Source organism: Neorhizobium vignae (assembly GCF_000732195.1).
GTDB classification, from domain to species: Bacteria; Pseudomonadota; Alphaproteobacteria; order Rhizobiales; family Rhizobiaceae; genus Neorhizobium; species Neorhizobium vignae.
Genome location: NZ_JNNU01000006.1, coordinates 178,614 through 191,063, shown reverse-complemented (window position 1 = coordinate 191,063; position 12,450 = coordinate 178,614). Strand labels below are relative to the sequence as shown.

The window sequence follows — 12,450 nt, the reverse complement described above, 5'->3', positions numbered from 1 at the left end:
GGACACGCCGATGATTGACCCTGAGGTCAAGGCCAAGCTTTCAAGCTACCGCCAGTCGATCGACAATATCGACGCGGCGCTCGTGCACATGCTGGCGGAGCGTTTCCGCTGCACCAAGGAAGTGGGCGTCCTCAAAGCCCAATACGATTTGCCGCCGGCTGACCCGGCGCGCGAAGAATTCCAGATCGAGCGACTTCGCCGCCTGGCGAAGGAAGCGCATCTGGACCCGGATTTCGCCGAGAAGTTCCTGAACTTCGTCATCACGGAAGTCATCCGGCACCATGAAGCCATTGCCGCCGAACACGTCGGCACGAAGACAGCATGAATCAGCCCGCCTGACGGCGGGCACAACGAGAACCCCGGCCCGCCGACGGCAGCCCGGAGAAACCTAGGAGTAATTGCAATGTCCCTGAAAATCCGTCTCGCCCGCGGCGGCTCCAAGAAGCGCCCGTACTACACCGTCGTCGTTGCCGACGCCCGTTCGCCCCGCGACGGCCGCTTCCTCGAAAAGCTCGGTTCCTGGAACCCGATGCTCGCCAAGGATGATGCCAAGCGCGTCGAACTGAACGCCGAACGCATCAAGCATTGGCTCGACAACGGCGCCCAGCCGACCGACCGCGTTCTGCGCTTCCTCGCCGAAGCCGGCATTGCCCAGCGCGAAGCCAAGAACAACCCTGGCAAGGGTCAGCCGGGCAAGAAGGCCCAGGAACGTATCAAGGAACGCGCCCAGAAGGCCGAAGATGCAGCAGCTGCTGCCGCCGAAGCATAAGCTTCGCGACCATTCTTTCCTGAACGACGGGCGGCGCGGCAACGCGCTGCCCGTTTTGCTGTTTGCTTTTGATCGCGCACAGCTTAAATGAGCCCACGACAACCGAGATCACGACCCTGATGACCAAGCTCGAAAACCCCATTCTGATGGCGACCATCGGCGCCGCCCAGGGCCTCCGGGGCGAGGTGCGGGTGCGCACGTATACGGCGGATCCGACTGCGCTCGGCGACTACGGCAACCTGCATAGCGAGGACGGCCGGATCTTCGAAATCCTCGAAATCCGCGAGGCCAAGAACATCGCAATCGTCCGTTTCCGTGGCATCAACGACCGCAACGCGGCCGAAGCACTGGCCGGTCTCGAACTTTTCATCGAGCGCGACAACCTGCCCGACGACGAGCTCGAGGAAGACGAATTCTATTATGCCGACCTCGAAGGTCTCGAAGCAGTCGACGAGGAAGGCAAAAGTTACGGCACGGTAAGCGCCGTCTATGATTTCGGCGCCGGCGATCTCCTGGAGCTGAAAGGCCCCGGCCGCCGCCCTGCCCTCATCCCCTTCTCCGAGGCGGCAGTGCTGGAAATCGACCTGGAAGGCGGCAAGATCATCATCGACCCGCAGGCTGCCGGCCTTGCCGAGAATCCGGAAGACGACGACCCCACACCGGGCCTGCCCAAAAAGGGCAAATAGCAACGATGACCTTCCGCGCCACCATCCTGACGCTTTACCCGGAAATGTTTCCGGGACACCTGGCCTCGTCCCTGGCCGGCAAGGCGCTGGAGCGCGGACAATGGACGCTCGATACGGTACAGATCCGCGATTTTGCGCAGGACCGACATCGCACGGTGGACGACACGCCGGCAGGCGGCGGCGCCGGCATGGTGCTGAAGCCGGACATTCTCGCCAAGGCGATCGACAGCGTCTCTGAAAATGACAGCCGCCCCCGTCTTCTGATGAGTCCGCGCGGAAAGCCGCTGACCCAGGAAAAGGTGCGCGAGCTTGCGGCCGGCGGCGGCGTGGTGATCGTCTGCGGTCGGTTCGAAGGCGTGGATCAGCGCGTGATCGATGGTCGCAATCTCGAAGAAGTATCGATCGGCGACTACGTTCTGTCCGGCGGCGAGCCGGCGGCGTTGACGCTGCTCGACGCGGTGGTGCGCATCCTGCCGGGCGTGATGGGCAATGCGCTGTCCGGCACCCACGAGAGTTTCGAGAACGGGCTGCTTGAGCACCCGCAATATACGCGGCCGCAGGTGTTCGAGGGGCGCGAGATTCCGGCTGTGCTGACATCCGGCAACCATGCGGCGATCGAGAAATGGCGGCATGAGGAGGCGAAGAAGCTAACAGCCGAGAGGCGGCCGGATTTGCTTGCCGACACGTTGCGGGACAAGGCGAAGTAACCCCCTCATCCGACCCTTCGGGCCACCTTCTCCCGCTGGGGAGAAGATAGTTGTGCCGCGACGCCTCCAATCCTCCTCTCCCCTTGGGGAGAGGGTGGCCGAGCGGAGCGGAGGCCGGGTGAGGGGGCGACTGGCTCACCCCGTCACGAAATAATAGATCGTCAATCCCGCCCCAACCGCCACCACGCACCAGCGCAGCACAGCCTGTGGCACCCGCCGCGCCATCCACACGCCGGCATAACCGCCAAGCGCGCCGGCCGGGATCATCACCAGCGCTTCCGGCCAGGCAATGACGCCACCGCCGACGAAGACGACGATGGCGACGGCCGCGATCAGGATCGCCAGCATGTTTTTCAGCGCATTGAGGTGGTGGTAGCTGCCGCCGGTGGTGACGCCGAGCACGGCGAGCATCATGATGCCCATGCCTGCACCGAAGAACCCGCCATAGATCGCGGTCAGGAACTGTCCGATGACGGAACCGGGAGAATTGGCCGGGCGCTCCGCCGATGCCTTGGGTTTCAGCCAGGGACCTGCGGCAAACACCGCCGTCGCGGCCGCCAAAAGCCAGGGCACGAGCGCGCGAAAGGACGGATTGTCGAGCGACAGCAGCAGGAAGGCACCGGCGAAGGCACCGACGACCGAAACGAGCGCCAATACAAGCGCGCTGCGCCAGCGGCTGGAAATCTCGTCCCAGTAGGCGATCGTCGAAGTGACATAGCCGGGAAACTGTACGATCGAGGACGTCGCATTGGCGAGGATCGGCGGAATGCCGGCAAGCGTCATCGCCCCGAAGGTCAGAAAGGTCCCGCCGCCGGCGATCGCGTTGACCGCGCCGGACAGGAAGCCCGCCGCGGCAAGCAGGGCTATCATTGTGATTGTCATTGATGTTTCCTCATCCCTGGCCATCAGATAGCGGCTTCGGCGAAACACGGCAATAGCGGGCTTTTTCGTCACAAAATCGCAATCAACGGGATGACAAACCCATGTCTTTCGTGTATTGGCGCACCCGGAAATGGGAAATATCCCGTCGACCAGCAACAAAGAATGGTGAATTCGCTCTGCCGAAAGGCAAATCCCCAAGGCTGTGACCAAAGGGATATAGCCGAGCGCTCTGGCTGTTTCAGAAGAACCAAAGGTTTGAGACGATGAATATCATCCAGGAATTGGAAGCCGAACAGGCCGCCAAGATTGCGGCCAAGCGTACGCTTCCGGAATTCTCCGCCGGCGACACGCTCCGCGTCAATGTGAAGGTTACCGAAGGCAACCGTACCCGCGTACAGGCTTATGAAGGCGTCTGCATCGCCCGTTCTGGCGGCGGCATCAACGAAAGCTTCACCGTTCGCAAGATCTCCTACGGCGAAGGCGTCGAGCGCGTATTCCCGGTCTACTCGCCGATGGTCGAAAGCGTCGAAGTCGTTCGCCGCGGTAAGGTCCGTCGCGCCAAGCTCTATTACCTGCGCGATCGTCGCGGCAAGTCGGCCCGTATCGTCGAAGACACCGGCGTTCGCGCCCGCAAGCTGAACGACGCCGAACGTCAGGCCGTTGCCGAAGAGAAGGCACGTATCGAAGCCGAGAAGGTTGCAGCAGCCCAGGCTCTCGCCGCCGAAAAGGCAGCAGCGGAAGCCGCTGAAGCAAAGGCCGCTGCTGAAGCAGCCGAAGCCGCCAAGGCCGCTGAAGCTTCTGCCGAATAAGCTTTTATATCGAATACGGAAAAGGCGGCCTTCGAGCCGCCTTTTTTGTTGCGCGATACCGGTTTAATTCCTGATGGCAGAATCCCAGTGCTCGTCCGCCTTGCCGTTGATGATGCGCCATGTGTCGTACCAGGTGCTGGTATAGCTCTTCGAAGGATCGCGAGGATCCTTCATTTCGCGCACCGTCCCCACGGTCACCAGATCGCCTTCCGCTGTGACAAAGACGACCGGCGTCTTTATCTTGTCAGGAATGGGGCTCGGCTTCCGCTTCAGGACGTCGATGAAATAGCGCACCACCCCCTCGCGCCCTGACGCGGCATTCGGGTTGTGCTGGATGTAACGTTCAGTGAGATACCGATCGGCCTTGTCCCACTGATTGGCTTCCAGCAGATCACGGACGATACCGTAGGCAACCTGCTTGTTTGCATGCAGCTTGGGGTCCGTACTGGTGAAAAGCGCGTCTTTGTCCGGGGCGGCCAACACCGGCTCCTGTGCCAGCGACGGCGCGGCAAGCGTGCCCACCGCGGCCCCGAACAGGAGCAAACCCAGAGCGGCATGTTTCAAGGCTCTTATCATCGACATTCTCCCAAGCGTTTTGATCTGACTTGCCAAAAGACATAGGAGAAACGCCGATGAGGCGGAAGCAGGCAGTTTTACCGCCATTGGTTCCGCAGAGGGAACCAGTGGCGGTATCGTCCGGTCAGGCGGAGATCGCCTGTCTCGCGGCCAACATTCGGGCGACGATGATGACGAGGACACCGGCGACAGCAAGGCAGATCGCGAGGAAGACCATCGGCAGGATATTGTTGCCGGTCGAATCCCGGATCCAAGGGACGACGTTCTGTGCGATGAAGCCGCCGAGATTGCCCACCGAATTGATCGCCGCGATGCCGGCCGCTGCGCCCGCACCCCTGAGGAAGCGTGAGGGAAGGCTCCAGAAGACAGGCTGCCCCGCAAAAATGCCGGCTGCGGCGACGCAAAGGAAAGTGAACTGCAAGATCGGCGAGGTGACGATCGCCGAAAGCGCCAGGCATATCGCGCCGACGAAGGCGGGACCGACAATATACGGAGTTTTGCTCTCGGCCCGGTCTGCGGCGGCCGGCACCACCCATAGCGCGAGCGCCACGATCACCCACGGAATGATGTTGATGAAGCCGTTCGTCGTGTTCGAGACGCCGAACCCCCTGACGATGGTCGGCAGCCAGTAGCTGAGACCGTAGGCAGCGAGCGGAAAGCCGATATAGCAAAGCGCCATCAGAAGCACTCGCGGATTGACGAGCGCCTTGAATCCGTTGTCTGCATGCTCTTCCATTCCGGAATTCTCGCGCGCCAGCCGATCGCGCAGCCAGCGCTTTTCATCCTCCGTCAGGAATTTCGCCTTTTCCGGGGTGTCGTCGAGATAAAAGAAAGTGACGATCCCGGCGAGCACCGCGGGAATGCCGGTTGCCAGGAAGACCCACTGCCATCCCTCATGGCCAAGCAGCCCGTTCAGATCGAGCAGCATGCCGCCAATCGGGGCGCCCACGGCATTGGCGAGCGCGCTGAAGATCATGAACAGGCCGACCATGCGGCCGCGATAATCCTTCGGGAACCAGAGCGTCAGCAGGTAGAGGACGCCCGGGAAGAAGCCTGCTTCCGCGACGCCGAGCAGGAAACGGAGGATGTAGAACATCGTCGCGTTCTGCGTGTAGGCGAGCGCCACGGTCACAATGCCCCAGGTGATCATGATGCGGGCGAACCAGCGGCTGGCGCCGAACCGGTTTAGGAAGAGGTTGCTCGGGACCTCGAACAGAAAGTAGCCGATGAAGAAAAGTGAGGCGCCGAGACCATAGGCATATTCGCTCATGCCGAGCGCGCCGACCATTTCCAGCTTGGCATAGCTGACGTTCTGACGGTCGATATAGGCAATCAGATAAAGGATGCCGAGGAACGGCATAAGCCGCCACACGATCTTTGAAATTAGCTCTTTTTCCTGAACCAACTTATTTACTCCAAAGCATTTGCCGCAGAGGAAGCGGCGTATTTCGGTGATGGGGATGTAGAGGACCCCCTTATGCGCGGCAAGAAAAAGATGCCCGCTTTCGGTCGCTTGCTATCGGCCGGCTTTTCATGAGAGGGATTCGCCAGCCATTTGTCAGGAGTGCCAGAATGCTCTCACGCCGTATGCTGATCACCGGCCTTGCCGCCCTTGCCTTTGCACCCGCCGCCGGCGCCGCCGAACTGCCGAACCTGAAGGGCCGGACAGTTGTCGTGGTCACGGAAAACGCCTATCCACCGCTGCAATTCGTCGATCCGAAAAGCGGCAAGGCGATCGGCTGGGAATATGATGCGATGAACGAGATTTCCAGACGGCTGAATTTCAAGCTCGAATACCAGAACACCAGCTGGGATGCGATGATCCAGGCCGTTTCCGACGGCCAATACGACATCGGCATGACCGGCATCACCATCAAGGACGATCGCAGGGAGAAGGTCGATTTCTCCGATCCCTATATGCGCTCGCAGCAACTGATGCTGGTGCGCGGCGACGAAAAGCGTTTCACCGACGCCAAGAGTTTTGGCGCCCTCACCACCGGACTTATCGGCGCACAGCCGGGGACGAGCCCGTTTTACACGGCGGTGTACGAGATCCTCGACGGCAACGAGCAGAACCCGCGGGTCAAGCTCTTCGAGACCTTCGGTGCGACAGTGCAGGCGCTGAAGGCGGGAGACGTCGACCTGGTCCTGACGGACAGCACCGCCGGCGACGGATACGTCAAGGCCTCCGGCGGCTCCTTAAAGCTGATCGGCCAGCCGCTCGGCACCGAGGATTTCGGCTTCATCTTCAAGAAGGGCTCGGATCTGGTTGCGCCGCTCAACGCCGCGATCGCCGCGCTGAAGGCCGACGGCACGCTCGACGGGCTGAACAAGAAGTGGTTCCTCGATTACAAGATGGGCCAGTAAAGGGCATGGCGCCTTCGCGTCGCAGGACGTCCGAGCCGCAGGATTTCCCCTGGTGGCTGGTCGCCTTCGCGATACTTTGCCTCGGCCTCGCGGCGGTTATCGCCCTCAACGACCTCTATTCCCAGGTCTTCTATGTCGTCGTCAAGGGCATCGGCATCACGGTCGGGGTGACGCTCGCCGCCTTTCTCCTGGCGACGCTGCTGGGGCTCGGCATTGCGCTTGCAGGTCTTTCCGGCAATGTCGTGCTGAGGCAGGCGGCGCGTTTCTATATCGAGCTCATCCGCGGCATCCCGATCCTCGTGCTGCTTTTCTACATCGCCTTCGTCGGCGCACCGGCCTTCGTGACGCTCTATAACTGGGCGCTGGCGCCGCTGATCGAGGGCGGCTGGGCCGAGGCGCTTCTCGTGCGCGACGTCTCGCTGCTGTGGCGGGCGATCATCGCCCTGACCATCGGTTATGCCGCCTTCATCGCCGAAATCTTTCGTGCCGGGTTCCAGGCCGTCGACATCGGCCAGATCGAGGCGGCAAAGGCACTGGGCTTCACCCGCTGGCAGCGTTTCCGGCTGATCGTCTTTCCGCAGGCGATGCGGGTGATCCTGCCCCCGCTTTCCAACGACTTCGTCTCGATGGCGAAGGATTCGTCGCTCGTCTCGGTCCTCGGCGTCGCCGACATCACCCAGATGGCCAAGGTCTATGCGGCCGGCTCCTTCCGCTTCTTCGAGACCTATTCGATCGTCACCTATATCTACCTGTTGCTGACGATCGGCCTGTCGTTAGCCTTGCGCGGCGTCGAGAGCCGATTGCGCAGGCGGACGGAGCGGTGAGGCAGCCCGAAGGCCGCCTCCCGTTTCAGTCTCTGGCTGCGCCCCACAGCATCAACGACGGCAGGCGCAGCAGTTTTGTTCAGTAGACTTCCGGGACATACATGTCCGCCGGCACCGGATGGCGGATGTAATCGTCGTTCCGGACGCGGCCCGGCAGGTCGATCTGTTCCTTCGGCACGGTCTCGTAAGGCACCTGCGCGAGAAGATGGGAGATCATGTTGAGCCGCGCCTTCTTCTTGTCGACGGCCTGCACCACCCACCACGGCGCTTCCGGAATGTGGGTGCGCTGGAGCATCTCTTCCTTGGCCTTGGTATATTCTTCCCAATGGACGCGGCTTTCGAGGTCCATCGGCGACAGCTTCCACTGCTTCAACGGATCGTGGATGCGCATCTTGAAGCGGAATTCCTGCTCCTCGTCGGTGATCGAGAACCAGTATTTGACGAGGATGATGCCGGAGCGGACCAGCATGCGTTCGAATTCCGGCACCGAGCGAAAGAACTCTTCGAGTTCGTCCTTGGTGCAGAAGCCCATGACGCGCTCGACGCCGGCCCGGTTGTACCAGGAGCGGTCGAACAGCACCATTTCGCCGGCGGTCGGCAGGTGCGGCACGTAGCGCTGGAAATACCACTGGCTGCGCTCGCGCTCGGTCGGCGCCGGAAGTGCGACCGTGCGGCAGACGCGCGGGTTGAGCCGCTGGGTGACGCGCTTGATGGCGCCGCCCTTGCCGGCAGAGTCGCGGCCTTCGAACAGCACGACCATCTTCAGCTTCTTGTACTGTACCCAGTCCTGCAGGCGGACGAGCTCGTGCTGGAGGCGGAAGAGCTCGCGGAAATAGATGCGGCGGTCGATCGTCGCCTCGGCGGGCTCGGACATGCCCTCGGCGACCAGCTCGTCGAGCCGGTCCTCTTCCATCTGCATTTCCAGCTCTTCATCGAAGCTGTCGGCGATCTCTTCCTTGATGCGGCTGAGCTGGTCTTGCATGGGCTCGGACATGGTCGGCATTCCTCCGTTATTGAAACTGAGATCAACCACGTTTCCGCGAAAGCTATATGACAGAGATGCGACAGATTTTCCGCAACGCAATTCGATTGCCGATTTCTTCGGAAACTGGTATTCCAGCCACCATGGGATCGAAATTCGGATGCCTCGCGAACCACATCGTCGTGCTGCAGGACCACAAGCGTCTGCCGGCACGGTTTTTCGCGCGGGTGTCCGGGGCGCTTTGCGACCGACTTAGCTGACTTTCCTCAGCTTGAGGCAGCCCCGTGCTGCCGGATACCCATTTCCTGTTTCAGTCAGCTTAACGGACAGCAGCCATGAGCGCACCCCGCACCCTTTACGACAAGATCTGGGACGACCACGTCGTTTCCGAGGATGAAAACCACACCTGTCTTCTCTACATCGACCGTCACCTCGTTCACGAAGTGACGTCACCGCAGGCTTTCGAAGGCCTGCGTATTGCCGGCCGCAAGGTCCGCGCGCCGGAAAAGACGCTTGCCGTCGTGGACCATAACGTCCCGACCACGGCCGACCGCCACGAAGGCATCAAGAACGAGGAAAGCCGCATCCAGGTGGAGGCGCTTGCCCAGAACGCCCATGACTTCGGCGTCGAATATTATTCCGAAAAGGACGTCCGCCAGGGCATCGTCCACATCGTCGGCCCGGAACAGGGCTTCACCCTGCCGGGCATGACCATCGTCTGCGGCGACAGCCACACGTCGACCCACGGCGCCTTCGGCGCGCTGGCGCACGGCATCGGCACGTCCGAAGTCGAGCACGTGCTCGCCACCCAGACCCTGGTGCAGAAAAAGGCGAAGAACATGCTGGTGCGCGTCGACGGCCAGCTGCCGCCGGGGGTTACCGCCAAGGACATCATCCTTGCCATCATCGGCGAAATCGGCACCGCCGGCGGCACCGGCCACGTCATCGAGTTCGCCGGTGAGGCCATCCGCGCGCTCTCCATGGAAGGCCGCATGACGGTCTGCAACATGACGATCGAAGGCGGCGCCCGCGCCGGCCTGATCGCGCCGGACGAAAAGACCTTCGAGTATATCAAGGACAAGCCGCGCGCCCCGAAGGGCAAGGCCTGGGACATGGCGCTCGAATACTGGAAGACGCTGCAGAGCGACGAAGGCGCGCATTTCGACAAGGTCGTCGTGCTCGACGCCGCCAACCTGCCGCCGATCGTCTCCTGGGGTTCCTCGCCGGAAGACGTCATCTCGGTCGAGGGTTCCGTTCCGAACCCGGACGATATTCAGGACGAAACCAAGCGCACCTCCAAATGGCGCGCTCTGGAGTATATGGGCCTGAAGCCCGGCACCAAGATCACCGATATCGCTATCGACCGCGTCTTCATCGGCTCCTGCACCAACGGCCGCATCGAAGACCTGCGTGCCGCAGCCAAGGTTGTCGAAGGCCGCACCGTCGCATCGACCGTTTCCGCCATGGTCGTCCCCGGCTCCGGCATCGTCAAGGAACAGGCGGAAGCCGAAGGTCTCGACAAGATCTTCAAGGATGCAGGTTTCGAATGGCGCGAGCCGGGCTGCTCGATGTGCCTGGCGATGAACGACGACCGCCTGAAGCCGGGCGAGCGCTGCGCCTCCACCTCGAACCGCAATTTCGAGGGCCGCCAGGGTTACAAGGGCCGCACCCATCTCGTCTCGCCGGCCATGGCGGCCGCTGCCGCGGTCGCCGGACATTTCGTCGACATCCGCGAGTGGAAATAACGCCGCTTCAGGCCTCCGTGCCGCCCTTTTACGGGCGGCACTTCCGCGGCGGAGGACTCTTTTCGTTATGACTGCCGAGACGGAAAAGAAGAACGCGCAGCGCCGTCGTCTGATCCTGCTTCGACATGCCAAATCAGCCTGGCCGGAAGGAGTGGCGGGCGAAGAGCGGCCGCTGGCGCCACGGGGGCGGAAAGCCGCCTCGATCATGGCCAAATATATAGCGCGGGAAAAGCTTGTCCCCGATCTTGTCCTGGTCTCCCCCGCAAGGCGGACGCAGGAGACATGGAGCCTGGTAAAGACCAAGCTGCCGGCTTCTCCTGAGGTTCGTGACTGCGCTGGCATCTACGAAGCCGCGGCATCCGACATTCTCGAAATACTGAACGAAATCGAGCCCGTCCACCATACGGTCCTGGTGATTGGACACAATCCCGGACTGCAGGAGCTTGCGCAGTCTCTCGTCAAAGCGGGAGATACCGATGCTCTTGAAAAAATGGCCGCGAAATATCCGACTGCCGGACTGGCCGTGATCGACTTCGATACCGAAGGCTGGCAGGGGATCGGCAAGGCAACGGGCCGTCTCGAACGGTTCGTCACACCCCGATCGCTCGATTAAAGCACCCTCACCACCGTTCCCTTGCGCATGAAGCGGATGAGCCGCTTCATATCGGCAAGGCTGACGGCAACGCATCCCGCAGTGGGCTGGTAGCCGGGCTTGATGAGGTGGAAAAAGATCGCCGAACCGCGGTTGCGGGCGCGCGACCTGATGTTCCAGTCGAGAACGAGGCAGATGTCGTAGAGCCCGTCGGCCCGCATCATCTCCTCGTGGCTTGGCCGAAACGGGGCCCCGGGGCGTTTCCTGACGGGGCGATTATAGGCCGGGTGCTCCGGCTGATCACACCACAACAGGTCCTTGCCGATCCGCGTCATCGAAAGCGCCGTGGGAGGCAGTCGCACGTGGTCCCCACGTACATAGCCATGGAGCAGGCGCATAGCGGCAATCGGCGTTGCGCCATCCCCTTCCCGCTTGAAGGGCGTGGTGCCGGAACGCCCGAGCGCTGCCGGCACGGTGATGCCGCCGAAGGAGACGATTGCCCGGCGCCGGTCGCGCGGCGCGGTCCGGACGGTGACGACAGCCGTCTTTTTGTGATTTCCCTCGCGAAAACGTTGCATTTCTCTCACAAGGTTTTGCTTTGAATATGATTTCGTTTGAATTCATAGCACACTAAAGCGCCGCGCATCCTCCGGATGCGCAAACGACGCTTTAGCATATTGAATCGAAGCATCGTACTTTCCGAAAACCGATTCCGATTTTCGGGCTGATGCTGTAGGGATTTACATCGAAGAGCCCTAAATGCGCTTGGATTGACTGGCAGTGACAGTCGGAACGCAACGGCAGACGAAAGGCAAGAACGCATGGCAGCGCGCACGATACTCCTGGTGGACGACGACGACGATCTGCGCGAGACGCTCGTCGAGCAGTTGTCGTTTTACGAAGAGTTCGCAATTCTCCAGGAGGCGAATGCCGCCAAGGCGATGCAGACGGCCAAGAACGCCCAGATCGACCTTCTGATCATGGACGTCGGACTGCCGGACATGGATGGCCGCGAGGCGGTCAAGCTGCTGCGCAAGAACGGCTTCAAGGCACCGATCATCATGTTGACCGGCCACGACACCGATTCCGACACGATCCTCGGCCTCGAAGCCGGCGCCAACGACTACGTGACCAAGCCGTTCCGCTTCGCCGTGCTGCTCGCCCGCATCCGCGCCCAGCTTCGCCAGTACGAGCAGAGCGAGGACGCCACCTTCACGGTCGGTCCTTATCTCTTCAAGCCGAGCCAGAAGCTGCTGACGACCGATGACGGCAAGAAGATCCGCCTGACGGAAAAGGAAGCGGCGATCATCCGCTATCTCTACCGCGCCGGTCAGAAGGTCGTGACCCGCGATGTCCTCCTGGAGGAAGTCTGGGGCTATAATTCCGGCGTCACAACGCATACGCTGGAAACCCATGTCTACCGTCTTCGCCAGAAGATCGAGCGCGATCCGTCGAGCGCCGAAATCCTGGTCACCGAAAACGGCGGCTACAAGATCGTACCGTAAAGGGCC

At 61.6% G+C, this 12,450-nt stretch carries 15 protein-coding genes; 10 read left to right on the top strand and 5 right to left on the bottom strand.

Annotated features, from left to right (window positions below; genetic code table 11):
* The first annotated feature begins 10 nt into the window (after window positions 1–10).
* From GQ59_RS12030 to trmD, 4 genes are all read left to right on the top strand, one after another.
* The gene (locus GQ59_RS12030) at window positions 11–325 is read left to right on the top strand and encodes a chorismate mutase (protein WP_037081430.1); all 315 of its coding nucleotides are present in this window, start codon (window positions 11–13) and stop codon (window positions 323–325) included.
* Between the two features lie 78 nt (window positions 326–403).
* Window positions 404–769, top strand: a complete 366-nt coding sequence (rpsP, locus tag GQ59_RS12025; protein ID WP_037081427.1) for a 30S ribosomal protein S16 — start codon at window positions 404–406, stop codon at window positions 767–769.
* A 119-nt stretch (window positions 770–888) separates the two neighbouring features.
* Complete coding sequence (rimM, locus tag GQ59_RS12020; RefSeq protein WP_037081424.1) at window positions 889–1,455, top strand: ribosome maturation factor RimM; 567 nt, start codon at window positions 889–891, stop codon at window positions 1,453–1,455.
* A 5-nt stretch (window positions 1,456–1,460) separates the two neighbouring features.
* A complete protein-coding gene (trmD, locus tag GQ59_RS12015; RefSeq protein WP_037081421.1) occupies window positions 1,461–2,162 on the top strand; it encodes a tRNA (guanosine(37)-N1)-methyltransferase TrmD in 702 nt (233 codons plus the stop codon).
* 135 nt (window positions 2,163–2,297) lie between these two features.
* On the opposite strand, the gene GQ59_RS12010 is transcribed toward trmD, so the two are convergent.
* Window positions 2,298–3,044 (bottom strand): sulfite exporter TauE/SafE family protein, encoded by a 747-nt coding sequence (locus GQ59_RS12010; RefSeq protein WP_037081419.1) that lies wholly within the window; start codon window positions 3,042–3,044, stop codon window positions 2,298–2,300.
* Between the two features lie 263 nt (window positions 3,045–3,307).
* Between GQ59_RS12010 and rplS the strand changes: the two genes are divergently transcribed.
* On the top strand, window positions 3,308–3,853 hold the full coding sequence (rplS, locus tag GQ59_RS12005; protein WP_037081417.1) for a 50S ribosomal protein L19: 546 nt from the start codon (window positions 3,308–3,310) through the stop codon (window positions 3,851–3,853).
* Between the two features lie 63 nt (window positions 3,854–3,916).
* On the opposite strand, the gene GQ59_RS12000 is transcribed toward rplS, so the two are convergent.
* Both GQ59_RS12000 and GQ59_RS11995 read right to left on the bottom strand, forming a co-directional pair.
* A complete protein-coding gene (locus GQ59_RS12000) occupies window positions 3,917–4,417 on the bottom strand; it encodes a nuclear transport factor 2 family protein (protein WP_244447953.1) in 501 nt (166 codons plus the stop codon).
* A gap of 136 nt (window positions 4,418–4,553) precedes the next feature.
* Window positions 4,554–5,834 carry an MFS transporter gene (locus GQ59_RS11995; protein ID WP_037081415.1) on the bottom strand — a complete coding sequence of 427 codons (1,281 nt, stop codon included), beginning with the start codon at window positions 5,832–5,834 and terminating at the stop codon, window positions 4,554–4,556.
* 167 nt (window positions 5,835–6,001) lie between these two features.
* On the opposite strand from GQ59_RS11995, the gene GQ59_RS11990 reads away from it, so the two are divergent.
* Entirely contained in the window at window positions 6,002–6,796 is a 795-nt protein-coding gene (locus GQ59_RS11990) for a transporter substrate-binding domain-containing protein (protein ID WP_037081414.1), read from the top strand.
* Window positions 6,797–6,801: 5 nt separating this feature from the next.
* Complete coding sequence (locus tag GQ59_RS11985) at window positions 6,802–7,620, top strand: amino acid ABC transporter permease (protein WP_037081412.1); 819 nt, start codon at window positions 6,802–6,804, stop codon at window positions 7,618–7,620.
* Between the two features lie 79 nt (window positions 7,621–7,699).
* On the opposite strand, the gene ppk2 is transcribed toward GQ59_RS11985, so the two are convergent.
* The gene (gene ppk2, locus GQ59_RS11980) at window positions 7,700–8,614 is read right to left on the bottom strand and encodes a polyphosphate kinase 2 (RefSeq protein ID WP_037081831.1); all 915 of its coding nucleotides are present in this window, start codon (window positions 8,612–8,614) and stop codon (window positions 7,700–7,702) included.
* 323 nt (window positions 8,615–8,937) lie between these two features.
* On the opposite strand from ppk2, the gene leuC reads away from it, so the two are divergent.
* Together leuC and GQ59_RS11970 are read left to right on the top strand one after the other, a co-directional pair.
* Window positions 8,938–10,347, top strand: a complete 1,410-nt coding sequence (gene leuC / locus GQ59_RS11975) for a 3-isopropylmalate dehydratase large subunit (protein WP_037081409.1) — start codon at window positions 8,938–8,940, stop codon at window positions 10,345–10,347.
* 67 nt (window positions 10,348–10,414) lie between these two features.
* Window positions 10,415–10,960 (top strand): SixA phosphatase family protein, encoded by a 546-nt coding sequence (locus tag GQ59_RS11970; protein ID WP_037081407.1) that lies wholly within the window; start codon window positions 10,415–10,417, stop codon window positions 10,958–10,960.
* Here GQ59_RS11970 and GQ59_RS11965 read toward each other — a convergent pair.
* The gene (locus tag GQ59_RS11965; protein ID WP_037081406.1) at window positions 10,957–11,517 is read right to left on the bottom strand and encodes a L,D-transpeptidase family protein; all 561 of its coding nucleotides are present in this window, start codon (window positions 11,515–11,517) and stop codon (window positions 10,957–10,959) included. The two genes, GQ59_RS11970 and GQ59_RS11965, sit on opposite strands and share 4 nt — an antisense overlap.
* 243 nt (window positions 11,518–11,760) lie before the next feature.
* On the opposite strand from GQ59_RS11965, the gene GQ59_RS11960 reads away from it, so the two are divergent.
* Entirely contained in the window at window positions 11,761–12,444 is a 684-nt protein-coding gene (locus GQ59_RS11960; RefSeq protein ID WP_037081405.1) for a response regulator transcription factor, read from the top strand.
* The last annotated feature ends 6 nt before the right edge of the window (window positions 12,445–12,450 follow it).

Excerpts from the sequence above, each read along its gene's own strand:
- rplS (WP_037081417.1), top strand. The coding sequence starts at position 3,308 with ATGAATATCATCCAGGAATTGGAAGCCGAACAGGCCGCCAAGATTGCG.
- ppk2 (WP_037081831.1), bottom strand. The coding sequence starts at position 8,614 with ATGTCCGAGCCCATGCAAGACCAGCTCAGCCGCATCAAGGAAGAGATC.
- trmD (WP_037081421.1), top strand. The coding sequence starts at position 1,461 with ATGACCTTCCGCGCCACCATCCTGACGCTTTACCCGGAAATGTTTCCG.
- leuC (WP_037081409.1), top strand. The coding sequence starts at position 8,938 with ATGAGCGCACCCCGCACCCTTTACGACAAGATCTGGGACGACCACGTC.
- GQ59_RS11965 (WP_037081406.1), bottom strand. The coding sequence starts at position 11,517 with ATGCAACGTTTTCGCGAGGGAAATCACAAAAAGACGGCTGTCGTCACC.
- rpsP (WP_037081427.1), top strand. The coding sequence starts at position 404 with ATGTCCCTGAAAATCCGTCTCGCCCGCGGCGGCTCCAAGAAGCGCCCG.
- GQ59_RS11985 (WP_037081412.1), top strand. The coding sequence starts at position 6,802 with ATGGCGCCTTCGCGTCGCAGGACGTCCGAGCCGCAGGATTTCCCCTGG.
- GQ59_RS12030 (WP_037081430.1), top strand. The coding sequence starts at position 11 with ATGATTGACCCTGAGGTCAAGGCCAAGCTTTCAAGCTACCGCCAGTCG.
- rimM (WP_037081424.1), top strand. The coding sequence starts at position 889 with ATGACCAAGCTCGAAAACCCCATTCTGATGGCGACCATCGGCGCCGCC.
- GQ59_RS11990 (WP_037081414.1), top strand. The coding sequence starts at position 6,002 with ATGCTCTCACGCCGTATGCTGATCACCGGCCTTGCCGCCCTTGCCTTT.
- GQ59_RS11960 (WP_037081405.1), top strand. The coding sequence starts at position 11,761 with ATGGCAGCGCGCACGATACTCCTGGTGGACGACGACGACGATCTGCGC.
- GQ59_RS11970 (WP_037081407.1), top strand. The coding sequence starts at position 10,415 with ATGACTGCCGAGACGGAAAAGAAGAACGCGCAGCGCCGTCGTCTGATC.
- GQ59_RS12010 (WP_037081419.1), bottom strand. The coding sequence starts at position 3,044 with ATGACAATCACAATGATAGCCCTGCTTGCCGCGGCGGGCTTCCTGTCC.